The following is a 24,635-nucleotide window of genomic DNA, read 5'->3' as shown; positions in this document are numbered from 1 at the left end:
CTTCTACTTTTTGAGTTTTTGAGCAACAGCTTGCCTGACATTCAAAGGTGGCTACTTTTAGCTGCGCTCATTTTTTAGTCTAAACTACAGTAAATAGGGAAAGGGTTGGAAAAAAGTCGGAAAATTCTAGTAATAGAAGACTTTCTGGCAAAATGCTTAAAATGACTGTGCTTCTATCCAGAGATGGGGCTGATTGAGCCGGAAAATCTCTAAGTGGAAGACGAGTATTTTTTTATTGATTATTAAGATTTGGGATGCCTCTATTAGAACCTTCACATGATTCTCATGGTTTCTTCTCATAAACAGCAACTTGTCGATTCATAGCCTAGTTACTCCCGAGGAAAGATAGGATCTAAAGAGAAGACAAATAACATATAGAAACATATAGAGTCAACGGATTCAGACGCAAGTTTTCTGAGGAATATGAGCGAAAATATTTACGGCAATCTTAAAGGATTACAACCGAGTCACATCAAACAATTACAGCAGCTTTCCGAGCAGCGGCAGCCAAGCGATCGCTCGATCGCCCCCGAATTTGCTCAGAAGCTAGCAGCCATTAGTACAGAAATTCATCAGCCAGTATGCAGCTACATCAATCGACGCGGGCAGGTAGTCCGAGTCGCGGTAGGTACGCCGCAACAGACTCAAATTCCGCCGCAAGAGCTGCCTCAACAGGGCGCTGGGCACTTGAGTGGAATCCGTTGCGTTGCCACTCAACTCAAAGGAGAGACACCTGATGCTGCGGCACTGATGGCAATGGCACAGCAACGCTTAGATGCTTTGGTGGTGTTAATCCCCAACAGCAATGGAACCCAAAGACGAGATGACAGCGCTAGTGGCTATGTCAAAGAAGCTTATCTAGCTCACCTCGTACCCGATTTAGACACGCCTTGCCTCGTTTCTCCTCCCCTCAGTTTGGATGACCTGACTGAGCAAGACTTCGACGAGTTAGTTGATGGATGGGAAAGGGAGTTTGAAGAAGCAGGCTTTGAAACTCCTCAATTGCAACCAATAGAGACTGAGGGTGATCGCGTTCTGCTGGTTGGGTTAATGACCGAGGATCTTACTGCCCAACGGTTTCAAGATGGACTAGACGAACTCGTCCGGTTAGTTGAGAGCGCGGGAGCAGAGGTAGTGGAGACGGTGCAGCAAAAGCGATCGCATCCCCATCCTCAAACTGTCGTCGGTCAGGGCAAAGTAGAAGAAATTGCGCTGTTGGCTCATCAGCTTGGAGCCAATCTCATTGTCTTTGACCGAGATATCTCTCCCTCTCAAGCGCGAAACTTGGAAAGCCAGATTGGAATCGAAGTAGTAGACCGGACTCAAGTCATTCTCGATATCTTCGCTCAACGTGCTCAATCCCAGGCCGGTAAATTGCAAGTGGAACTGGCGCAATTGGAGTATATGCTACCTCGGCTCCGGGGTCGAGGTCAGGCGATGTCAAGACTAGGAGCTGGAATTGGGACGCGAGGCCCTGGTGAAACCAAACTAGAGACTGAGCGACGAGTCATTCAGCGGCGAATCGCGCAACTCCAGCAATCCGTGAACCAACTACAGGCACATCGCGCCCGCTTACGGCAACAACGACAGCAGCAAGAAATCCCCTCTATTGCATTAGTTAGGTTATACCAATGCGGGTAAATCCACCCTGTTAAATGTGTTGACTCATGCCGAAGTTTACACAGCCGATCGCCTGTTTGCCACCCTCGACCCGACGACGCGAAAAATTGTCATTACAGATCCGCAAACCCAGGAACGGCGATCGGTTCTTCTGACAGACACGGTTGGGTTTATTCACGAACTCCCGCCACCGCTAATGGATGCGTTCCGAGCCACACTAGAGGAAGTTACTGAGGCAGATGCGCTGCTTCATGTCGTCGATCTTTCCCATCCAGCTTGGCAAAGCCATATCCGTTCAGTGATGGACGTGTTAGAAGAAATGCCTGCCCTTCCAGGGAAAGCTATGATTGCCTTTAATAAGATGGATCGGGTCGATAGCGAAACTCTAGCTTTAGCCCAGCAAGAATATCCCGAAGCTGTATTTATTTCAGCCACTCAAAGCTTGGGTTTAGATACTTTAAGGCAGCGATTGCTGCAATTTATGGACGACGGCGTTTTATCTCCAGCACTTGTAGAACAGTAGAAGAGAGCGATCGTGTTGACTATAAATTTGAATTTGCTAATGCGACTATTAAGCTGTTGTGCATCTAAATCGCATATTTAATCCCTCTTTTGTCACTTGGGGGAGAATATAAGACCCTCGCAGCAACCAAATCCATAACTACTGGTTCATTAAGAAGAGTCCGAAACTAATTCAAATAATGGATTAATTGGCACAATTTTAGTCCCAGACTTGTCAGCTTAAATCCTTCTAAGCAGGGACAAATTAAATAACAAAAATGTACGGTTGAATGATTTATTTTAAATTATTCATCGTACATTTATATGTGTTAGCATTCTACCACCAACAACTATCTTGCTGAAATTGGAGAATAAACTGAGATGAAAGAGTCAATTTATTGGTTGAATCCCGAGCTAACTCATCATCATTCTCGAAATAGTTGGCGTGAATTCTTACTATACTAATAAGTAAACACTCAAAATGATTTTCCACCACCGTTCTCTGCTCGGATAATGCCTGCCACGATTATCGACCCATCCCCTAACTCGTTATTGGCTTGCTTAAAGCCATACTCAATCCGATCTCTCACACTATAAAATCGAGCAACTTTGAGGTAAATCTTCCCTCAAGATTAGTCATAATATACCAACAGTTTTCACCAGTTCGATCGGTAGTATGGCATGAAGGGAATTGGGTAGTATCTCAGCCGATAGCGTTTCCCAAAAATAATTTTTCTCAGAACTCGGAGCTCGGCTTGACGATGTGATAGCTGTTGTTGGTAAGGTTTCCAGCTATTATAACGTACTCGTTCTCCAGGCGCGATCTCTCCTCTGGCACCATGATTGCTGCCAATGGCAACGATAAAATGCAACCCTAAGCGATATAATGTACCAATGACCTCTCCACTTTTCCCAGATAAACTGCCTGCTAAAACCCAGGAGATATAAAATCCAATTTCTGTGAGTGAGTTATTGCAGAATCTCTACGCTAGCTGAGGTTTGGCTTTATAGGTGTCTCTGGGTAGGAGACAGCCTCTGGGCTTAAAGATTTTGGCGTTGCTGAATCAAGGTATGAATACTGCCGGAACGGGAACATCCTGAAATTTTAGGTAATGTATTAATAATTTAATAGAGTGCCTGAGCATTTCCGCGCACTTAGAATAACAAAGAGTCTTGCGATGTAGCCTTGCCAGATAATGTCTCAACCTCGTATTTTCCCCTTCTACTCGTGTCATATAAGTCTTGCTGATGATGTGATCTTCATCAGGAATAAACATCGGATAGACTGGCCATCCATCCGTGACATAAAAATAGCATTTCCAGGCACTTACCCTGTTCCACAACGATTCAAACGTCTCGTCGGAACTACGATCTCCTAATACCCATCCTAAAATTCCTGGTTGAAAGTGGTCAACCGCCGTCGGCAACCAGATTTTGTCTGTTTTTTTTTACATAAGTTTGTAATTCATCGAGTTCACCAACTTCTGGAATGACTTCAGGGTCATAAACATCTGGTAACAGTTTTCCGACTTGTTTTACCCAATTTATTACCGTGGTATGATGAACTCCCTTAACTCGTTCTATCGCCCGTAAACCCATACCATTGACGTACATTTTTAGGCAATCACGTTTGATGCTCTCGCTATAACCTCGATGGAGTTCATACTGATTAATGAATTGACGACCACATTGGACACAAATGTGATTTTGTTTTCCTTTCTTCTTGCCGTTTTTACGGATATGGGTTGATTTACATTCTGGGCAGTGCATAAATTATCCCTCCTATTCATACTCTAACTCAGCAACGCCATAATTTTCTCGTATATAAGTCAATACTTCTTCCTTTTACGTCGCAATTCCCTATTACCAATTCCCTTAATTCACGATGCGGAAGTCACAGATGCACGGATAGCTGTTTTTTCCTTTTTCCTGGTTCGTCCCAATTCCCTACGATCAATTCAAATACTTAGCTTATGAGAGCAAAATCTGCTTGCGTAAAAACAGCCGGCGCGGCTGGCCGAACAGCCAACAAGTCCAATTCCAATCCACCTGTTGCAACTGATAGCCGGCTTGATAGTACAACTGTCGCGCCGCGTGATTATTTTCCAGAACGTGGAGGTAAATCTCAGAAAATCCCCATTCTCTGGCTGTCTCCTCGCAGTTGCTGAGCAATTGTTGAGCAACTCCCTGCCGCCGGTACTCCGGGTGAACGGCTAAATTCGACAAATAAGGATACTCAGAACTCGGGATTTGCCAAGGAAAGCGAGAACGCAGAGCCATTTCTACTGTTCCTGCCATGCGCTGATCTCGGTGCGATCTATAATTCTGGGTTCCCTCCTCGCGCGAGACTAGCTCAGCAACCAGACAAATGTAATGTTCTGCCTTAGAACGCAGTCGATTTTTTAAATCTTCATAAATGCCCAAACGCAACACCGGATACACCCATTCTACAAACCCCTGGCGGGAGTGAAAGCTCATGGCCAAAATATCAGCTAGCTGCGTCAAGTCGTTCGGCGCAGCCACCCGGATCGAAAAACCAGAAAGTCCGGGAGTTTGTTGTTCGTGAGAGGGTGAGGAAAAAAAGGAAGGATTCACAATGCCAGGCCACTATATTAATTTTTCTACGCGGGTTTCTAAGCTGCCCTCTTAGAAAGTTCACTGATGTTATACTGATCTTATAACGTAACTTATAGGCATGGTTTATTAGCAAGATTAAATTACATTCTTTTTGCTTGACTTTAAGTAGTCTTATGATGTAAATGGGAATTTTTTATGGTTTCAAACTCTAGTTATGACCAAATAAAAGCTCTCCCCTAATACTAGATTTGTGGATCGGCTACTTGGCATTTAAATTGAAGCTCGATCGCTGGCAGGAGAACCCAGGCCACAAGAGTTTAAGTAAACACTAGCTTACCAATTAAATGCGCGACAGCTTAGCGGGAAAGGTATAAAAAACAATCAAAAAGGTTTTAAGGTCAGGTTCCCGGAATTCTACCCCTCTTTGCTTGCGGAAATACCCGATCGAATATAATTTATCCCTCAAGGGGTAATTGAAAAACTCCACGACTGGCTAGACTAAAACCGGGCGCGATCGCGCGTCGGATGTTCACCGCCGGCCCCCGGCCTGGCAACCCAGCTTTCAGCAGTTCTGGGCAATCGATCGCGCGTCCCCGATCGAACCGACCGATGCCTGTTGCGGCAGGGGGTACTCTCCCAACGGTCCAATTTAAATTTGGATGCCGGGAAACAGTCTGCGGGGGTTTTCCCCCGTCGGCTCGATATTGTGCTGCGATACTCTGCGCTGCGCGCGATCGAGACATTCAAAACCTCGATCGAGCTGATTGACCCCGCCCAAAAACCGATACAACCCCCCGACACTCGTCGTGGAGAGATCAAAATTTTAGACCCTAGTTCAAGCTCCCCGATTCATCTGTGGAGTAAATCTAAAATCTAAATCGACTGACCGGTTTCCACAGAGTACATCCCTAGCTAAGATTAACAGATGGATGCTCTGGCTTGCGGTGTTTCGCCGCAGTAATTGGCTTGTCGAAGGTCTGCAGGAGGCACAAAAAATGCCGCGATCGGGAAAAAAAGTGCAAGTCTAACTAAAATGGTACAGCAATTGCGTCACTCCCACAGACGGCTCTGTTGTCTGTGGACCACCCCCGAATATCAGTCAGGGGCTTGGCGCCGGATTGCGACCTGTATCCTTGGCTGAGTGTTAAAGTTGCTGTTACCTGTGCGGAAAAACACAGGCGAAGATGTTGGTTGTCTATTGTATCGTGCTGCGGGCAGCTTTCACATACCAAATAAAACAGGCCCAGGAGCCAGAATAAAACATCAATTTGGCAAATCAACTCACAATCAGGACGGTTATTCCTATGTATTCTAAGATATCCAGACGGCAGTTAAAAGTGCCCGATTCGTGTTGGCTCTCGTGCTGCATAGATTTAAGGGGTTCAAAAAACTTTTTGGGAGAGGAGTTTATGTGAATATCATTAAATAATAAAATTGGGGTGCACGATAGATAACTGTGGCTCAGAAGAATTCCGAATTAAAAACCCAGACATCAAAAATCAAGGTTGATGCTTGCCTCGGCACACTCACAAAAACTTCAGGTTTACGAATTATTGTGATACCATTTTCCCAAAATAATGGCACTGTCGGCAAACTCCCAACTCTTATTTCATCAGTCATTACCAATCGAAAATCGAAAATCGAAAATGGTATGACTTGAGCAATTGAAATCGGTGAATTCTTCCTTTCATCAGACTTATTAAATCGAACTGCCCCGGGGCACAGGAGAACGGTGCATGAATTCCCAAGAAAATCCTAAGCTAAAAATCCTGATCGTCGATGACGAACCGGATAACCTCGACTTGCTTTACCGCACCTTCCATCGAGACTACAAAGTGCTCAGAGCCGAATCTGGCCCCGCTGCCCTCGAAATTTTGGCAAAACAGGGAGAAGTTGCGGTGATTATCTCCGACCAGCGAATGCCAAAAATGAGCGGTACGGAGTTTCTCAGCCTGACGGCGGCTCAATACCCCGACGTGATCCGAATTATTTTAACTGGCTATACGGATGTTGAAGATTTAGTTGAAGCTATTAACGCTGGCAAAGTATTCAAATACGTTACCAAGCCTTGGGATGCTCAAGAACTCATAACTCTTGTCAGTCAAGCTGTTGAGACTCACAATCTTCTGAAAACGCGCACCAATGAACTGCGCAGGGCTTTGAGCCAAGAATCGCTGCTGTATGCGGTTACCAATACTATCCGATCGGCTCCCAATTACCAGCAAATGCTGCAAAGAATTGTGGAAAGCGTCGGGCAGATGTTTGAGGTGAGTTGCTGTCTGCTGCGGCCGTTCCAAGACGGCCGGGTGGCGGATGAGTGGTTCGTTTACCAGAAGGCCGAAACTCAAGGGTTGGACGGCGATGAGGAAGTCACGCCCGCAGACGCTTCTGCCGCCGAACTATCCCCGGATTTGCTGCCGAATTTGGTTTGGGAAACTCGGGATGTAGAGGTGATTCAAGATGCCCAAACTGACGATAGAGTTTTAAACTGGGATAATCAACAGCGAAAGCAGGCTTACCAAGCTGCGAATATTCGATCGAGCTTGATCGTACCGCTGTTTTACAAAGTCGAACTGATGGCAGTCTTGGCGCTGCACAAGTTCGATCGACCGCGCCAGTGGCAAGACCACGAGGTACAGTTGGTAATTACGGTGGCAGACCAAGCGGCTTTGGCGCTTTCTCAAGCCAGGGCTTACGAACAGGTGCGGGCGCTGGCTAAGCGCGAAGCCTTAGTCAATACTATTACTACGGCAATTCGATCGAGTCTTGATCCCCAAAATATTTTTGCAGCCATTACTCAACAGCTTGGCCAAGCTTTGCAAGTTGACGGCTGCGCCCTATCTCTGTGGACAGAAGATGATGAATACGTCCAATGCGTAGGGCTATACGACGCAAAGAGAGATACCGTGACTGTAGAACAGGGTTTTAACGATCCAGATGTAGTTGCGAACCCTCTTGGCCATGAGACGAGCTCTGCAGATGCTGCTAATAAAGCTCGCGGCTGGGTTTTTGCCCATCCTTCCCTACCCCAGTCTTTGGTGCCGATTCGGGGCAATCCGGTGTTGCTGGAAGTTATGGTATCAAAAGAGCCGGTGGCGATCGAAGACCTCCACGAACACCCCGAATTAAATGTTACAGAACTGCAAGTTCGATCGCCAGCCCGCGCCCTGTTAGTCGTTCCCTTGCTCTCAGAAGGCAACATCATCGGCAGCATTTCCCTGCGCCAAAATCGAAGCATCCGCCGCTGGAACAACTCAGACATTGACCTGGCTCAAATAGTGGCAACTCAAGCTGCTCTGGCCGTGCAGCAATCGCGCCTCTACCAGACTACCAGACAGCAGGCAGAAAGGCTTCTGGAAGCCGATCGGCTCAAAACCGAGTTTTTCCAAAATATTTCCCACGAGTTCCGCACGCCTCTAACTCTAACTATCGGCCCTCTGGAATCAGCTTGCAGGCGCCAAGAAGACTTGCCCTACGAACAAGCAGTAATCGCTTTGCGCAATTCCCGCCGCCTCCTGCGCTTGGTAAATCAACTGCTGGACTTGCAGCGGCTCGATGCCGGACGGATGCAGCCGAGTTTTCGCCCCTGCGATTTGGTCGGTTTCTGTTACTCTACCGCAGAGTCATTTCGCGCCTACTGCGAGAAAAAAGGACTCCACTTAATTACCCAACTGCAAGAATGTCCTTTACTTTATTTGGACCTTGAAAGATTTGACAAAGTTATTTACAACCTGCTATCTAATGCTGTCAAATTCACCCCAGAAGGCGGAAATATCACCTTGAAAGTTGAATCAGCCGGCGCTCACTGCTTGTTGCAAGTAAAAGACACCGGTATCGGCATTCGCACCGAACAAATTCCCTATTTATTCGAGCGCTTTCACCAAGCCGAAGGTTCTGCTAGCCGTTCCTACGAAGGCAGCGGTTTAGGTTTGGCACTTGTCAAAGAATTAGTCGAACTCCACGGCGGTCAAGTTTCCGTTGAGTCAGTTTACGGCGAAGGTACTACTTTTACCGTTTGGCTGCACTTCGGTTCGACTCACTTGCCCCCGGAACAGGTACTAGAAATACCTGCGGAGTTTCACTCATCCAAAGCTGCGGTGGAACTTGCAGATGTGGAGGCGGATTTGTCGGAAAGTGAGGCAGAAAATTATAACTTTGAGGCGCTCGAACCGGTTAGATCGGAAACAGCAGTGGGAACGGTTTTGGTGGTTGACGACAATCCCGATTTGCGCTTTTATGTGTCAGCAATTTTGCGAGATTCCGGCTTTGCAGTTTTGCTCGCCCGCAACGGAGAAGAAGGATTTGCCGTGGCAAAAAAACGCCACCCCAATTTAATTATAACGGATTTGATGATGCCTTTGATCTCGGGCTTGGATTTGATTCGGATGATTCGAGAGGATGAGGAATTGCAGGGAACTCCGGCAATTTTGCTGACTGCTAAAGCCGACGAGGATACTCGAATTGAAGGAGTAGAACGGGGTGCTGATGCTTATTTGTCCAAGCCTTTTAACGATCGCGAATTGTTGGCGGAAGTGCGGAATTTGCTCGCCCTCAAACAAAACGAGCGCCGAGTGCAGCAGTTGAACAGTTATTTAACTGAGTCGGTGCTGCGCCGATTTTTGCCGCCGTCGATGGTGAAGGCCGCAGCGGCTGGAGATTTGGCCTTGGATTTGCGCCCGGAACCGCGATTGATTACTATTCTGTTTAGCGATATTGTCGGTTTTACGGAAATGTCAAATACGCTGCGCTCGCGCCGGGTAGCTGAGCTTTTGAATGAATATTTGGCGGCAATGACTAAGGCTGTTTTTGACAGCGGCGGTACGGTGGACAAGTTTGTCGGAGATGCGGTAATGGCTTTCTTTGGCGCGCCCGAGGAACTAACGCCTAACGAGCAAGTACGCCGCGCTGTAGCTGCTGCTGGCCAAATGCTGCAAGCTCTGAAGGAGCTTAACAAGGGCTGGTTGGAGCAGGGAATTGTTGGGGACAATGGGGTGCTTCCGGTGCGGTTTCGCTGCGGCATTCACCAGGGTACTGCCGTGGTGGGGATGTTTGGCGGCCCCGACCGATCGGATTATACTGCGATCGGGCCGAGCGTGAATATTGCCGCCCGCCTGCAAGAGGTGGCGCAACCAAACACTGTGCTAATTTCGGCTGCGGTTGCAGATTATGTTGAGGAAAATCGAATTGTTAAATATAAGCCCTTGAAACTAAAGGGAATCGATGAAACAGTATTGACTTTTCTCCTGAATTGTGATTAGTTATTAGTTGTTGGTTAAGTATTATATATTGACATCCCACACACAATCTCGGAAACAACCTATTCGTAAACACAGCAGATTTCAACTAAGTGAAGTACATTCACCCCACCCGCCCTATCGAGCGCCCTCATCGAACTTCTGGGAGGGTTGGGGAGGGGTGTACTCCATTTAGATGCAAAGCGCTGTATCAAATCCGGCAGCATCGTTTTGGTAAAATCCAGTCAACAGTCAACAGTCAACAATTACGGACGCTGCAACCGGACTCGATCTAATTCATCTGCGTTAATCTGTGTTTATCTGCCCTCATTTGCGGTTAAAAAAATATAATTTCTCGAACCGCTGATGACAAGGGATTGACGCAGATGAGGGCAGATGCAGAGAAGAGATATATGAATAATTCCGCTTCTAATAGATTTGATATCAATTGTTTAATCTTTAATCTTTAATCTTTAATCGGCTCACCAAAGTTCAAGATTCCAAATGGCGGTTGTAGAGTAAAGTCTAAAATCTAAAATCTAAAATCTAAAATCTAAAATTGACTGACATTCCTTGCGTCCATCTATCAAAAGAGGGAAATTTTTTAACGGTTGGTCGGCGGATAACCTCTCTCTAGAGAACGGTTCAGCCGAGCGCTCTGATCGGTTAGAAATAGAATGTCATATCTCATTGTGTATTGTATGAAACTGAATTCTTTTACAACACGGCTTTCGACTTTAGGGCGCTGGATGGCTGCAACTGTGCTTTGCGTGTCAGCGATGGCCTTCGTGTGGTCTGGTGCGTTTTTCTCGAACACCGCAGCAATGGCCTCTCCTGCTGTAAACTCGATGGCAGCAGATCCAGATGCGGGCGATAAGGTTCAAGAAAAAGCCAGCAAAGATGCTGGACGAGCCAAGAACTTCATCCGAGATACAGAAGAGAAGGTTAAGGAAACTGCCAAGACAAATGCTGCTAAAGTCGATCGAGCATCGGAGGATGGTAGTGTCGTAGAGCGCAAAGCTAAGAAAGATGCGGCCACAATTGAGAAAAGAGCATCGGAAGATTCAGCTCGGACTCAGGAAGCAGTAGATAATACCAAGAATGCTGTAGAGCGCGCTGTTGACAGCATCAAGGATGTTTTTAGCAATTAGAAAATAAATAAGTAGGTAAGTGCAAAGGCCTTGTCTACTTAAGTAAGCGGGCATGAATAAACTGATGTGAGGGGGCGGGTTTTGACCTGCAAGAAGTCGGATAGCAAGAGTTACTTGCACTCACCCGCCCACCATATCTTATGGTTTTGTCGCTCTTGTCTGCTTACTTGAAACTGAAAAATTGATGTAGCTTAAGCAAAATCTCTAGAGGGTTTGTAGAACCGACCCCAAACCATGCTTTAAAATTGCCGCAAAAAGCGCAAGTCGCTAGCATAAACCCGGCGAATGTCGTCGATTTCATAAAGTACCATTGCGAACCGCTCGACACCAAAACCGGCCGCAAACCCAGTATATTTTTCTGGATCTAAACCGACTCCTTTAAGAACGTTAGGATCGACAGTTCCGCAGCCCAAAACTTCCAGCCATTTGCCGTTCCACTGCAAATCTACTTCGGCAGAAGGTTCCGTAAACGGAAAGTAACTGGTGCGGAAACGAATCGGCAAATCTTGCCCGAACATTTGCCGCAAAAACTCTTTAATTGTGCCTTTCAAGTCAGTAAATGTCAGACCTTCATCAATTGCTAAAAGTTCAATTTGGTGAAAGACTGCCGCGTGAGTAGCATCAACAGTATCGCGGCGGTAAACGCGGCCGGGAGAGACAATCCGAATCGGCGGTTTGTGCTGTTCCATGTAGCGAATTTGCACCGATGATGTCTGAGTCCGCAGCAAGTCACCTCCGGGCAAGTAAAATGTATCTTGCATATCCCGCGCTGGGTGGTCGGGCGGGGTGTTCAGCGCCTCGAAGTTGTAATAATCTGTTTCCATTTCCGGGCCGTTGGCGACGGTGTATCCGAGGCCGACAAAGATATCGAGAGCGCGGTCTATGACGGCGTTTAAGGGGTGAACGCGGCCTTGGGGGCGAAAAATCCCCGGCATGGTGACATCGATGGTTTCTGAGGCTAATTTGGCTTGAATTTGGGCTGTTTGGAGGGTGGCGCGCTTGTCTTCTAAATTGGCTTGCAGGGCTTCTTTTACAGTATTGGCGATCGCACCTACTTTGGGCCGCTGGTCTGGCGACAGTTTACCCATCATGCCTAAAATTTGAGAGAGTTGGCCTTTTTTGCCGAGGTAGCCGACGCGCAACTGTTCGAGTTGTTCGAGGGTATTGGCAGTGGCGATCGCACTTTTGGACTCTTGGCTGAGGGTTTCTAGTTGAGTTTCAATGTCGCTTAGCTGGACAGTCATTTTGATTTTAGATTTTAGATTTTAGATTTTAGATTGATGGCAGTTTTGGGCCAAGTTGAGTTTAGCGCAATTTTGGCTCGACAGTCTTGTTGATTTTAGATTTTAGATTTTCGGTATTTACGGATAATTCGTAATAGGTAATTGGATATTAGAGCGATCGCCCTAGTTGAATCTAGTTTAGTATTGTTATAAGGCCTATAAAAATTTCAATGAAACTTTTAATTAGCAACGACGACGGCATCTTTGCACAAGGCATCCGCAGCCTCGCCAACGCTCTCGCCGCTGCCGGTCACGACGTGAGCGTAGTTTGTCCCGACAGAGAGCGATCCGCTACCGGCCACGGCCTCACCCTGCACCAACCCATCCGCGCCGAAATTGTCGAATCTATTTTTGATCCCGCAGTCAAAGCTTGGGCTTGTTCGGGTACTCCCGCCGACTGCGTGAAACTCGCTTTGTGGGCTTTACTTGACAAACCGCCGGATTTTGTCCTTTCCGGCGTCAACCACGGGCCCAATTTAGGCACGGACATCATCTGTTCGGGTACGGTTTCTGCAGCAATGGAAGGAATTATGGAAGGCATTCCCAGCATTGCTTTCAGCCTCGCGAGCTTTACTTCGCAGGAATTTGGGCCGGCGGTGGATTTCGCTGTCACCTTGCTGGCACAGTTGGAAAAACAGCCAATGCCGAAACCGGTGCTGTTGAATGTCAACATACCAGCAGTCACACAAGCAGAAATTACCGGAGTTGCGATCGCCCGTCAAGGCATTCGCCGCTATTTCGACATATTTCAAAAGCGCACCGATCCGCGCGGCAAAACTTATTATTGGCTAGCTGGGGAATTGTTAGAAGATATAGAAGAAATCCCCGATTCGGCGCTGTCGCATGATATTCCTACAGACGTACAAGCTATTCGCGACAACAGAATAACGGTTACTCCGTTGCAATACAATCTCACCTGTACTCCCGACTTGCACTCGTTGCGGGATTGGCAATTTGAAGGTTTTCCAAAGCAATGAGCTGCGATCGACCCGATCCGAGCGGTAAACTAGGAATTAAGGAAAAGTGCCTCTTCAGGTCTATACCTTAGGCGTTAACACAGGCTCCCTATTAGTTGTTGGTTTTTTTTTACTCAAGAAAAACAGTTATGAACGCTCCCACCTATAACACTCATTCTGTCACTTGCCCGATATGCAACCGTTCCAGCGTCGTAGGCCCAGTCGGGATGGTTAGCGGACTATTCACTTGTCCTCACTGCCATTCTCATTTAGTAATTAGCTGGAGCGGTCATTTTGTGCGCGATCCTTTTTGTCTCAAACAACTGACGGTGGGAAAGATGCTCAGGCGCGAGAGCAGGCCGCTAGCTCGCATTCAGCGCGATTTTGGGCTGGGCAAGCATTTTCCGCTGATTGCAATTTTGGGGAGTATGGTATTTTTGGGATGTGCGATCGCCGCTACGGAACAATCGCTGCCCCGACAGAATTCATTTCAAGGATTTTTAGAGTGGGTGAGCGGAACTGACAATTCTCAAGATGCCTCGCGTTAACATTTCTTAACTGAAATTTTGACAGATACTCCGTGCAAATATCTATTCCTTTAGGTATAAATCACAATATTTTAGCAATTGCACCAACCAATCTTGAGCTGCGGGTAAGGACTTAGGCGCCATGCCGAAAGTGTGTCGCCAAAAACGCCCAAACCCCCCCACTCAGGCAGGGGTTAAACCCCTGCCTCAAAGCTCAAGTCCGGTGTACCTAAGTATTAGAACGGTGTTTCGGCTTAAGTTGACACAGATTACATCGCTCAATTTTAAAACTCAGCAATTTTTCTAACTGCTGCTTCCAAAATTGCTGGCGACTCGACTAAGGCAAATCGCACGTAGCCTTCTCCTGATTTCCCGAAACCGGCACCGGGGGAAGCTGCGACTCCTGTACTCTGTACTAGCTGAGTGCAAAATTTCACGGAATCTTGGGCCCAAGGTTCCGGCAGTTTCGCCCAGACGTACATGGTGGCAGGGGGTACGGGGACTTGCCAGCCGATGTCCAGCAGCGCGTTTACAAAGGCATCCCGCCGTTTTCTGAAGGTTTCTACGCTTGTTCTGACGGTATCTTGAGGGCCTGTTAAAGCTGCGATCGCTCCGTTCAAAATCCCTCGGTATTGGTTGAAGTCCACTGCGGCTTTTACCTGTCGCAGCGCTGCAATTAGTTCGGAATTGCCGATCGCGTATCCGACTCGAAAACCTCCCATACTGTACGATTTGGATAGTGTAAAAAACTCGATCGCCACAGTCTTATATCGATCGGCCTGAAAAATTGACGGCGCCATAAATTTGCGGTTTTCCTCGCTCCCAGTCGCCTCAAGTCCAAAATTGCGATCGTCAAATACCAAATCCACATAAGGGAAATCGTGAACTAAAACTAGCCGGTGTTCGCGACAAAAAGCCACGGCTTTCTCAAAAAAAGCAACAGGTGCGATCGCAGTTGTAGGATTGTGAGGATAGCTCAAAACCATCATCTTCGACTGAGCCAGCACTGCTGTCGGAATATCTTCAAATATCGGCAAAAACGCATTTTCTGCTAATATCGGCATCGGATAAATTTGACCGCCCGCTAAATGCACGCCGCCCGCGTGGGAAGGATAGCCCGGATCTAGCAGCAAAGCAAAATCTCCAGGGTTGAGTACAGCTAAAGGCAGGTGCGCCGTGCCTTCTTGGGAACCAATTAACGGCAGCACTTCGGTTTCTGGATTTACTGAAATCCCAAATTTTTTCTCGTACCAAATAGCTGCGGCTTCCCGGAAAGCTCTTGTCCCGTTAAAGAGCAAATAGCCGTGGGTGCTGGAGTCCGACAAAGAATGTGCGATCGCATCTGTAATATGAGCAGCGGCCGGCAAATCCGAAGAACCCAGAGACAAGTCAATCACATTCTGCCCCGCTGCTCTAGCTTGAGCTTTTGCCCGATCCATATCGGCAAATACATTAAATTGCAGTGGCTCTAAACGTTTGGCAAATTGCATATTTTTTGTAACTTTTTGGGATTTTAAGGAATCTTTTTATATTGATTATTATTTTTTTTATAGCAGTTTTATTTGCTTTGTGAATGTCTTTTTAATAACCACAGAGAGCGCAGATGGCACAGAGTCAGAGAGAAACATTGAGGAAAAAAGAGAGATGTAAAAAAAATTGCGATTGCTATAATTGTGAGTTGGGAGTTGGAAACTCCCCAATCATTTCCAAACTTTATAAGTGAGCGTCGAGCAAACCGATCAAAGTTTGTTTAGTAATAGCTCCCTCGTGAGAGAGCACTACTTCGGCATTTTTAAACAGCCTGAGAGCTGGGACTCCTTCTACTTTATACTGCTTGACAGTATTAGGATTGGGGTCAATTTCCATTTTAACCACTTTCAGCCGATCGCTGTAGTTAGCCGCCACCCAGTCTACCGAAGGCGCGATCAGTTTGCAAGGCCCGCACCAACTAGCCCAAAAATATGCAAGCACTGGTTGCTCAGCTTTCAGGACTTCTGTTTCAAATTTTTCGTCGTTAATGACAATTACACTGTTGCTCATGGTTCTGCGATTATTTTTTGTATTTATTTCTAAAGCACCGGCTCGGTAAAACTTGTACCAACTGACAAGACAGGTCCAAAAAACTGTTACTAATTTTAAAACATTCTGCGAATTATTGAGTGCGAACTCAGGAGTGGGAACTGATGGCTAATTCTGTATGGCGTTTAATTCCACTGTTGTCGGCGTCTGGTAGCGTGCAGATGGCGATCGACCAATGGCTACTGGAACAGCATCTAGCGGGCAAAAATCCCCCAACTCTGCGATTTTACACTTGGCAACCGGCGGCGATTTCCTTGGGCTACCACCAGCGCAGGTGGCCGGAGTTTTGGCAGCAGTTGTCTTGGCGGGGAATGCCTGTGGAGTTGGTGAGGAGGCCCAGCGGCGGCCGCGCCGTGTTGCACCAAGGGGATTTAACTTATGCAGTTGTGGCGTCGGGATTTGGAAGCAGCCGTATGAATGCTTATCAGACTATTTGCGAGTTTTTGATTGAGGGTTGGAGGGCGATGGGTTTGGATTTGCACTACGGGGAAGCTGGAAGGGGTTATATTCACAATCCGAATTGTTTTGGTACTGCGACGGGTGCGGATTTAGTTACACTTGATGGCCACAAATTAATTGGTAGCGCGCAATTGCGACGGGGTGATGCTATTTTGCAGCACGGTTCGATGCGTTTGCAGCCAGATGTTAAATTGTTTTCTCAAGTGTTTGGGGAGGAATTAATTCCTGTGAAATTACCTCTATCTTCAGATGGGAATGATTTGATTGCAACTGTAATTGATGTTTTGAGTGCGGCCGCTTGTCGCTGTTTGGAAATTGATTTGGAAGTGCAGCCGCTTTCGGATCGGGAATGGCAGGATATAGCATATTTTGAAGCAAGAAGGAAGAAGGAAAATATATTAGATACTAGATACCTAACTTCTTGAAGAAGTCGGGTATCTCGCTAAAATCGCCAATCTCAAATCGGAAAACTCATCTATGGCTGCTGCTCAATTTCAACGATCGGCTCTTTGGCAATCTCGCCCCATGTCACTGAATCCAGCAAGCTTTCCCAATCAGCAGCTAATTCTGCATCGTTAGGATTAACGCGGCGAGCGGCAGCTAGGGTGCTGAGGGCATCTTGCCAAATCCCATTTTCAGCATAAATAACCGTTTTCTGGCGCGCATCGGCCTTCTCTAATTGACTGCGGATATCTGCACTGAGTTCAACTCGCCGTACAACACCGCTCTCGATCTGATCGCTCGATCGGTCTTGAGCGTCGCAAATCACTGTAAAATTCCAACGGTAACTTTTGCCTACTTCCAAGGGCGGCACATTTGTGTTAGCGGGGATACTAACGCCGATCACTCCTGATAAATTGCTAATTGTGACATCCTGTTTATAAATTTGGTTGCCGCTTTGATCTTGTAGGATAAATTCGGCTAATTTCGCATCTGTTTGAGGCAAGTAGAACAAGAATGTTGGATAGTCGGAAACAGTTCGTCCGATCTTATTTTTAGGCACTAAGGCTGTGAGACGTAGCTGACTAATGCTCCCGCAGCCACCGCGCACAGGGCCCCCCAATCGAGTGGGCGGGCGATCGATATCTTCACGGGGCTGAACGAAGCGCGGCCCTCCCGATCGAGTGGGTGGCCCGCCATCTACGTTGTTTGGAGTCGGCTGTCCCACAACTGCTAATTGGGAAGCATTAAGTGTTGCTATCAATACTATTGAGCCAACAGATGTCAGAGTGATGAGAAACTTAGTAGTTTTTTTCATATGAAATCCATGATTTTTTAGGGATAGATTCTCTCTTTTTCTTTATTTTTCCTTCCCAAAATCCGGTAGACATTAACTTTTTGCTCCCTGCCTTTTAAAAGCAAAGCTCCCCAAGATTCTACCTCAAATTTGTCTGCCAGATGCAGTAAGGTTTCTTCTGCAATCAATATCCGGCAAGTGTCCTCTTGCCGATCTTTTTCACAGCTTTCGAGCCGAGAGGCAATATTTACGCTGTCGCCGATCACTCCATATTCTAAACGGGTTGCGCCTCCCAGACTACCCACCATAACAGGCCCTGTAAAGATGCCTACTCGCATTTTTACGGCCGGTAAACCGCGATCGCTCCAATTTTGATTCATTTGTGGCAAGCAGGAACTGATGGCTAAAGCGCAAGATACGGCGAGGCGAGCATCTTCCGCAATTTCTTCTGGAGTGGTGCGCGGAATGGGTACGCCAAATACTGCCAGCATTCCATCTCCGGTAAATTTATTAATCACGCCTTGATGTGCTTGGACTTCTTGGGCCATTGCTGATAAATACTCATTTAACCAACTCATTACCACTTCTGGCGGTAGTTTTTCGGAGATTGTACTAAAACCCTGCAAGTCGGTGAGGATGATGGTAGCAGTAACTTTTTGCCCTGGCAATAACCCTGATTCGAGCAGATGGACGCGCTCTTTCCACAGGGCATTTGCGATCGCCGGTGAAGTTTGTTGTCCTAATAATTTCATCACAATCCCTTCCTGTTGCCTCGACTGCTCGTACTTATAGGTGACTGCAACTGCTGCGGTGATTAAAAGTGCCAGAGCAGGGGGAATTAGAGGTATCCACCCCTGTTGCATGAATAGGAAAAAGGTGAATCCGAATAATGAGCCGCAAGCTGCGATCGCACTTCCCATCAAACTCAGCGATTTTTCTAGCCGCCAAGCTAAACAGCCGCCCACTGCACTCCAAACAGCGATCCAGAGAATTTCTTGCCATTCGTCCCAATACCAAAATAGCCCTTTGCCGTCTAAAACTGCACTCAGAATTTGGCTGGTGGCCGTTGCGTGAATTAATACCCCAGGCATCGGCTGGTTTCCGCTTGCAGTAGCGCTGTAAGGGGTGAAATATAAATCGTTGACACTTATGGCTGTAACGCCTATTAGGACTATTTTACCCTTCACCAATTTAGGATCGACTTTTTGCTCCAAAACTTGAGTTAGTGTCACTGTCTTTGCTATATTTTCAGCAGAGCGGTAATTGAGTAAGACTTGATAGCCTTGGGCATTAATGTTTTGATAACCTCCTGAGTTAGAGCGCAATTTAGAAAATACTGTTTTATTAGCCTGAATTTCTTGTTTTTCTGTCAATTTAGAAGCTATTTTTTGGCTATCCAAATAGGCAAAAGCTAGCCGCATTGAAAATGAAGTATGTGTGGTTTTACCATCGCCAGCAAACATCAAATTTCGACGCACTTTACCATCAGGATCGAGGACTAAATCGTTAATTCCTATCCGTTCTTTTGGTATGTTGGGAGGTGGCGGAGCTCGATCGTACTCTGAGTTGCCGATGAAGGTAATGGGAAATACTTTGGGGTTTTTCAGTTGAGTTGCTAATTCTGCATTCCCCGGTTCGTAGGGAGTCGCGCGAATTATATCTATGCCAATAGCTGTGGGTTCAAGACGCGCTATTTCGGCGATCGCTTTTGCTAAAGTCCGATCTGAAATTGGCCATTTTTTAATAGTATTAATGTCCCGATCTGTGATTGTTACTACCAGTAACCTGGGGTCAGCATCTGGATCGGGGCGCAACTGCACCATGAGGTCGAAAGCATTTAATTCTAGTGGCTGCAACCCGCCTAAATGCCGCACTCCCAATAGAGTTCCCGTCACGACAATCCAGATAATAGCAAGAGGTTGCAAGTCAGGGAAGGGGAAGGAATGAGTTAAGTTTTTCCAACTCCAGCCTCTATCCTTCAATTTATGATTAAATTGATGCAAAAATTTGGGCATATTGATAATTATTTTTTCAAATTTCCTTGAAAAAATGCACCCCCTCTTAACTTATCCAATCAAACAATTTGGGATTTTTGATTTGAGATCGTGGAATTGGATTTTACATGGTCTGCACAGATGAATCCGGGGGTTCTTCTTCTTTTAATCCCAAATCCCAAATCCCAAATCCCAAATTGTTTGACTAATGCCAAATTTTTAGTTTTCTTGTGCGGTTTTGGCGATCGCACTTAACTGCAATCCCTGCGGATAACTGTTTTCTTCTTTGCTGCGCTTGATGTCGGCGATTGAAATCTGCGGTTTGAGGTATTTTGCCAAAACTTTAACCACGTCACCCCGATCGATCGTCCCTGCTACTGAACCAATCGGCGAGAGGACGATGATTCGGGAAAGTTGACGGGCTTCCATGTTGTTAATTACTTCTGCGATGGATGCTTTTTCGGAGACTGTGGGGATTTTTTCCAGGGGTTTCAAAATTTTGTGCAAAGTCTGAAGTTGCCACTGACTGCGTTCAGTGAAGCGGATATCGTCGATCGACACTAAGCCCAAATCCCGGCCGTTGGTGGCAGCAATGTAAAATGGAAACGGATTGACTTCTAACAAATATCGATCGGCAAATTCTCGCAGAGTCAAATCTGCATCTACAACTCGAAACTCGCGACTCATCGCATCGCTGGCTTTAATTTTGAGCAGGGCTTCTTGCAGTGAAGTAAATCGGCTATAAGCAGTGGCATTGCGAATGCCAAACCAGCCGATCAGCGCAATCCACAAACCGTCGTAATCGCGCGCTAACAAGCATAAACTCAGACCCAAGGCAACGCCCAGCCAACCTAAAACTTGTCCTGTTTTTGCCGCCCAGCGAACGCCGACAAATCGAGAGCCGGTGATTTTCCAAATAGCTGCTTTTAAAACTTGTCCTCCATCCAAAGGCAGACCGGGAATTAAGTTAAATAATCCCAAAACGAGATTGATTAGTGCTACCCTTTCGGTGACAATTGCTAGCAAACTTTTCGGGGGAAGAACTTGAGAACCCAAACCGAGGATTAAAAACAGCGCAAAGCTGACGAAAGGGCCTGCCATGGCTACTTGAAAAGCTTGACCGGGAGTTTTTGATTCTGAGTCGATCGAAGCTACTCCGCCAAATAAAAATAGGGTAATAGAATTAACTTTAATGCCTTGCGATATGGCAGCCAAACTGTGTCCTAGTTCGTGCAAGAGTACGGAAGCAAACAGCAGCAGAGCTATTGCCAACCCCGCACTCCAGGAGAGCGCAGGTCCCCACAGGCGGTAACTGCTAGCGTATTCGCGGGTTGCTAAGGCTAAAATTATAAACCACGAGTAATCTATAAGTAGGGGGATGCCAAATAAAGAGCCGATTCGCCAACCTGTCTGCATGAATTTTCCTGGGAAAGGAGAGCAAGAAAGAGTTTCTATTATATCTTTTCTACCCCTTGCCTTTGCCTTTCCCCTGATTTTTACAGAACTCCGGCGTTACCTAAGCCCAAGATTACTCCGGCTCCGAGCAAGTGGCCGAAGCTGGCTGTTGCCAGCAATTCTGGTATGCCGAAGCCTTTGAACATTCCAGGCACTTGAACGGGTAAAGCTGGGCCCTTGCCTCGGTTTTGCTTGGAGATGCCGTAGTAGCCGATCGCGATCGCCAGCAAATTGCATAAAATCATTGTCAGTCCTACCAGTGGCGACCACTCCGGCGTTGAGGGAACGGTAGATTGTACGGCTAACAGCAAAGATGAGTCCATCATGTTTTTATCTCCTGATTTCACAGATAAATTGATTTCCAAGATTATAAAAAGCGGTTTGCATTAAACTAAGATTTGTTTTAATAGTTAACAATTCGTTGATATTTTGATACAAATTCGGAACCGAGGAGGAAGAGTGCGGGTTAAAATTTGCGGAATCACTAAATTAGACCAAGGAATTGCGATCGCCCGCTTGGGAGCACAGGCTTTGGGGTTTATCTGCGTGCCGGCTTCCCCCCGCTATGTCAGCCCAGAAACTATTCGTGTCATTGTCGAGCAATTGCCGGAAAATGTCGATCGCATCGGAGTTTTTGCGAACACCACAATAAAAAACATCTGTCAAGTAGCTGCAGAGTCAAATTTAAGCGGGGTGCAGTTACACGGAGATGAAACGCCGGAATATTGCGATCGGCTGCGGGAGTTTTTGCCGGGAATTGAAATTATCAAAGCTTTGAGAGTTAAGGCTCCTGAAACTCTAGAAACTGCGGCTGTTTACGCTGTTCGTGTCGATACTTTACTGCTAGATGCTTACCATCCAGAGCAATTGGGCGGTACTGGAAAAACGATCGACTGGATGATGTTATCAGAGTTTAGACCGCAGTGTCCTTGGCTGCTGGCGGGCGGTTTAACAGCGGATAATGTTTTAAATGCAATTGATAGCGCGATCGGCAATAACTTCAGCGGTGTTGACCTTTCTAGCGGCGTAGAAATAGCGCCAGGAGATAAAGATTTGACCAAAGTTGCTCAGTTGTTCGCTCTCATTAAGTCAACTTGCTAATCATTGATAAGTGGCAATACAAAATTCGCGATTTTTATGCGATTCATTCTTTAGTCAGCGTGAGCGAAGCCTGCCTTATACAAGGCAGACCTCGTTTGTATAGTAGCGGTTGCAACCGCAGTTTATGCCGTTTATTCTTTTATCGGCGGATCTCAAAAGTGCGATCGCCCTCCGGGTCTTCGTATTCCAAAACCAACTCACTAACCGTAGCACCGGTGGGGCCGCCGCGGCACCAGTCAATCATTCCTTCAACAGCTTTTTTATCGCCTTCAAAGACAGCCTCGACGCGGCCGTCGGGGAGATTTCTCACCCAGCCGCTGAGGCCGAAATACTTTGCTTGATTCATCGTTGAATATCGGTATCCTACTCCTTGAACTAATCCCGAAACAAAAAGACGGACTCTGACGGGCTGCGATGATTGGTTCTGCATAAACGGGTCAACTTACTGTTAACATCTCTTGGAAAATTTTAAGGATCAGTTTGATTATGTTAAATTTTAGTGCGATTCCCTTCGGGATAGCTCTGCTTCACGCGCTGCCGGGATTCCTGATACGCCGCATCACCCTGGCTTTTTCAACTATTCCCGATTTCACCGATTGGCTGGTTGCAGCTATGCTCGCGCTGGTTTACACTTCGATCGCTCTTTCGGTGGGTTTATGGTCGGGATTTCTGAAAGTAGACGTGCAAACCTCTGGCCGTACAATTGTGGGAGTGCTTCTTGGCTGTTTGTTAAGTCCGGGCATCACCGAGGAATTATTGTTCCGGGTGTTAATGCTGCCGCACCCGTTCGAGAATGCTTCTGGGTTAATGCTGTGGTTTTGGGGATGCACGAGTTTGGCGGTTTTTGTAGTTTACCACCCGCTGAACGCGCTGACTTTTTACCCAGTTGGTCGATCGACCTTTATGAATCCAGTGTTTTTGCTGCTGGCGGCAATTTTGGGAGTTGCGTGCTCCATCGCATACCTGCAAAGCGGTTCTATCTGGCCTGCGGTGGCGGTTCACTGGCTGGCAGTGACAGCCTGGCTGCTGCTACTGGGCGGTTACAGGAGGCTGTATGGTTAAATGTAAAAAGTTCAGTATAACTATTTTGTCGGGAGGATATCAGTTGTGGGCATCATAGGAGCGATCGTAGGTTTTTTGGCAGGCATAGCAGTTGCTTACTGGTTGGTTGAAAAGCGGTTAAACAAGCAAAAGCAAGAATACTTGCAGCAAACTCGCAGAATTACTGAGGAAATAGAATTAGCTCAGATGTCTCGCGTGCAACAAGCTGTCGAAACTCAGCAAGGAGAACGGGAAAATCAGCTTAGAAAAGCTACTATCGAACACGAAAATTTACTCAGACAAGTTACTACCCAATACGAAAATCAGCTCAAACAAGTTGCGAATCAATACGAAATCAGGCTCAAACAAGTTCAGGCAGAACGCGACAGTCAGCTTCAACAAGTTGCTGGCGCAGACGAGCATGAGCTGCGGCGACAAATCAGCGAGGAATTAGAAGCTGCTAACAATGCTAGGATGCAGCAAAATCTACAATCTCTGCAAGCAGAACACGAACATCATTTACTCAGAGTTGCTGACGAATTGCATCTAAATTATCAAGCTCAGATGGAGCAACATTTGCAAAACCTGCAAAATGAACACGAAATTCGCTTGAGGCAAACTGCTGAGGAATATGAGAACCGCGAGGTTGAGATGCAGTTAAATATGCAGGCTTTGCAAGAGCAATACGAGAGCCAGTTGCAAGCGGCTAACGAGCAGTTGAAAGCTCACGAAGCTCAGATGCAAGCTACTATCAGGTCTTTGCAACAGCAGTACGAGAGTAACGTACAACCACAAGAAGTCCCGGAGGAGCAGTTCAGTCAGTTAAATCCCACAGAATTTGGAGAATATTTACCACAACAAGAAGTTTGGCAGGAACAGCCAAGTGAGTTACATCAAACAGAATTTGAAGAAGAGTTAAATTACACAGATTTTTCCGAACCACAATCAATTGATTTACCTCAACCAGAAGCCGAACAACAGCTTCCAATTGCCAGACAAGCACCAAGCTATTCCCTACCGCAGTTGATGGGATGTGTTCAAAGTCAGGACAAAGAAACTCGCAAGTTTGCAGCGTCTGCTTTAGGTAAAATGGCTGCTGCTAATGCTCTGAGAGCAGAAGGTCAGCGAGCAATAGAAACCTTGGGAAAATTAGCTCAAGATATTCACCCGGAGGTGCGCGGAGCCGCTGTGGAAGCACTAGCAATGATTAAGTCGGAAAAAGTGATTCCGCTGCTGCAAAAAGCTTTGCGAGATACAGATAGCGGTGTGGCTAAATCGGCAAGTGCTGCGCTCAATAAGTTTAAGTTTTATCCGCGCACTCCGGCGGCTAAGCCCAAAACTGTCGATCTGAAGAAACCAAAGCGTTAAGTCGTTACTAGGATAAATATAGCAATTCTCAATTACCTACAACGCAGGATAC

21 protein-coding genes are annotated in these 24,635 nt (G+C 46.6%); 10 read left to right on the top strand and 11 right to left on the bottom strand.

Features of this window, described 5'->3' with window-relative positions:
* Positions 1-423 precede the first annotated feature (423 nt).
* Complete coding sequence (hflX, locus tag E5S67_RS15205; protein WP_479686968.1) at positions 424-1,641, top strand: GTPase HflX; 1,218 nt, start codon at positions 424-426, stop codon at positions 1,639-1,641.
* Between the two features lie 16 nt (positions 1,642-1,657).
* Positions 1,658-2,143: a GTPase gene (locus tag E5S67_RS35015; protein ID WP_479686967.1), complete on the top strand. Its 486-nt coding sequence runs from the start codon at positions 1,658-1,660 to the stop codon at positions 2,141-2,143.
* A 1,042-nt stretch (positions 2,144-3,185) separates the two neighbouring features.
* Here E5S67_RS35015 and E5S67_RS15200 read toward each other — a convergent pair.
* The 3 genes from E5S67_RS15200 to E5S67_RS15190 form a co-directional block, all read right to left on the bottom strand.
* A protein-coding gene (locus tag E5S67_RS15200) for an IS1 family transposase (protein WP_216670474.1) occupies positions 3,186-3,891 on the bottom strand; the annotation gives its coding sequence in 2 pieces (ribosomal slippage) (positions 3,186-3,570 and positions 3,569-3,891; 708 coding nt in all).
* Between the two features lie 201 nt (positions 3,892-4,092).
* On the bottom strand, positions 4,093-4,716 hold the full coding sequence (locus E5S67_RS15195; RefSeq protein ID WP_172188578.1) for a GNAT family N-acetyltransferase: 624 nt from the start codon (positions 4,714-4,716) through the stop codon (positions 4,093-4,095).
* A gap of 437 nt (positions 4,717-5,153) precedes the next feature.
* Positions 5,154-5,441, bottom strand: a complete 288-nt coding sequence (locus E5S67_RS15190) for a hypothetical protein (RefSeq protein WP_172188576.1) — start codon at positions 5,439-5,441, stop codon at positions 5,154-5,156.
* A gap of 993 nt (positions 5,442-6,434) precedes the next feature.
* Between E5S67_RS15190 and E5S67_RS15185 the strand changes: the two genes are divergently transcribed.
* Together E5S67_RS15185 and E5S67_RS15180 are read left to right on the top strand one after the other, a co-directional pair.
* Positions 6,435-9,956 carry a response regulator gene (locus E5S67_RS15185; RefSeq protein WP_172188574.1) on the top strand — a complete coding sequence of 1,174 codons (3,522 nt, stop codon included), beginning with the start codon at positions 6,435-6,437 and terminating at the stop codon, positions 9,954-9,956.
* Positions 9,957-10,633: 677 nt separating this feature from the next.
* Positions 10,634-11,083: a hypothetical protein gene (locus E5S67_RS15180; RefSeq protein ID WP_172188572.1), complete on the top strand. Its 450-nt coding sequence runs from the start codon at positions 10,634-10,636 to the stop codon at positions 11,081-11,083.
* Positions 11,084-11,322: 239 nt separating this feature from the next.
* Here E5S67_RS15180 and pheS read toward each other — a convergent pair whose 3' ends face one another.
* Entirely contained in the window at positions 11,323-12,327 is a 1,005-nt protein-coding gene (gene pheS, locus E5S67_RS15175) for a phenylalanine--tRNA ligase subunit alpha (protein ID WP_172188570.1), read from the bottom strand.
* A 209-nt stretch (positions 12,328-12,536) separates the two neighbouring features.
* Between pheS and surE the strand changes: the two genes are divergently transcribed.
* Positions 12,537-13,343, top strand: coding sequence for a 5'/3'-nucleotidase SurE (gene surE, locus E5S67_RS15170; protein ID WP_172188568.1), 807 nt, complete (start codon positions 12,537-12,539; stop codon positions 13,341-13,343).
* A gap of 128 nt (positions 13,344-13,471) precedes the next feature.
* On the top strand, positions 13,472-13,870 hold the full coding sequence (locus E5S67_RS15165; protein WP_172188566.1) for a hypothetical protein: 399 nt from the start codon (positions 13,472-13,474) through the stop codon (positions 13,868-13,870).
* A 263-nt stretch (positions 13,871-14,133) separates the two neighbouring features.
* Here E5S67_RS15165 and E5S67_RS15160 read toward each other — a convergent pair whose 3' ends face one another.
* Both E5S67_RS15160 and E5S67_RS15155 read right to left on the bottom strand, forming a co-directional pair.
* Positions 14,134-15,339, bottom strand: coding sequence for an LL-diaminopimelate aminotransferase (locus E5S67_RS15160; protein WP_172188564.1), 1,206 nt, complete (start codon positions 15,337-15,339; stop codon positions 14,134-14,136).
* A gap of 223 nt (positions 15,340-15,562) precedes the next feature.
* Positions 15,563-15,889: a thioredoxin family protein gene (locus tag E5S67_RS15155; RefSeq protein ID WP_172188562.1), complete on the bottom strand. Its 327-nt coding sequence runs from the start codon at positions 15,887-15,889 to the stop codon at positions 15,563-15,565.
* 143 nt (positions 15,890-16,032) lie between these two features.
* On the opposite strand from E5S67_RS15155, the gene E5S67_RS15150 reads away from it, so the two are divergent.
* Positions 16,033-16,812 (top strand): lipoate--protein ligase family protein, encoded by a 780-nt coding sequence (locus E5S67_RS15150; protein ID WP_246276799.1) that lies wholly within the window; start codon positions 16,033-16,035, stop codon positions 16,810-16,812.
* 50 nt (positions 16,813-16,862) lie between these two features.
* On the opposite strand, the gene E5S67_RS15145 is transcribed toward E5S67_RS15150, so the two are convergent.
* The 4 genes from E5S67_RS15145 to psaK form a co-directional block, all read right to left on the bottom strand.
* On the bottom strand, positions 16,863-17,645 hold the full coding sequence (locus E5S67_RS15145) for a DUF928 domain-containing protein (protein WP_172188560.1): 783 nt from the start codon (positions 17,643-17,645) through the stop codon (positions 16,863-16,865).
* A gap of 17 nt (positions 17,646-17,662) precedes the next feature.
* Positions 17,663-19,639, bottom strand: coding sequence for a CHASE2 domain-containing protein (locus tag E5S67_RS15140; protein WP_172188558.1), 1,977 nt, complete (start codon positions 19,637-19,639; stop codon positions 17,663-17,665).
* 198 nt (positions 19,640-19,837) lie between these two features.
* Entirely contained in the window at positions 19,838-21,034 is a 1,197-nt protein-coding gene (locus E5S67_RS15135; RefSeq protein WP_172188556.1) for a site-2 protease family protein, read from the bottom strand.
* 80 nt (positions 21,035-21,114) lie between these two features.
* Positions 21,115-21,399 (bottom strand): photosystem I reaction center subunit PsaK, encoded by a 285-nt coding sequence (gene psaK / locus E5S67_RS15130; protein WP_172188554.1) that lies wholly within the window; start codon positions 21,397-21,399, stop codon positions 21,115-21,117.
* A gap of 133 nt (positions 21,400-21,532) precedes the next feature.
* Between psaK and E5S67_RS15125 the strand changes: the two genes are divergently transcribed.
* The gene (locus tag E5S67_RS15125) at positions 21,533-22,174 is read left to right on the top strand and encodes a phosphoribosylanthranilate isomerase (RefSeq protein ID WP_172188552.1); all 642 of its coding nucleotides are present in this window, start codon (positions 21,533-21,535) and stop codon (positions 22,172-22,174) included.
* 139 nt (positions 22,175-22,313) lie between these two features.
* On the opposite strand, the gene E5S67_RS15120 is transcribed toward E5S67_RS15125, so the two are convergent.
* Positions 22,314-22,604 carry an acylphosphatase gene (locus E5S67_RS15120; RefSeq protein ID WP_172188550.1) on the bottom strand — a complete coding sequence of 97 codons (291 nt, stop codon included), beginning with the start codon at positions 22,602-22,604 and terminating at the stop codon, positions 22,314-22,316.
* Between the two features lie 56 nt (positions 22,605-22,660).
* On the opposite strand from E5S67_RS15120, the gene E5S67_RS15115 reads away from it, so the two are divergent.
* Entirely contained in the window at positions 22,661-23,236 is a 576-nt protein-coding gene (locus E5S67_RS15115) for a CPBP family glutamic-type intramembrane protease (RefSeq protein ID WP_172188548.1), read from the top strand.
* Positions 23,237-23,281: 45 nt separating this feature from the next.
* On the top strand, positions 23,282-24,583 hold the full coding sequence (locus E5S67_RS15110; protein ID WP_172188546.1) for a HEAT repeat domain-containing protein: 1,302 nt from the start codon (positions 23,282-23,284) through the stop codon (positions 24,581-24,583).
* Positions 24,584-24,635 lie beyond the last annotated feature (52 nt).

The sequence above is a fragment of the Microcoleus asticus IPMA8 genome (genome assembly GCF_013179805.1).
Classification (GTDB): Bacteria; Cyanobacteriota; Cyanobacteriia; order Cyanobacteriales; family Microcoleaceae; genus Microcoleus; species Microcoleus asticus.
The sequence above is the reverse complement of the archived record's forward strand: the minus strand, read 5'-3'. Positions and strand labels throughout refer to the sequence as shown.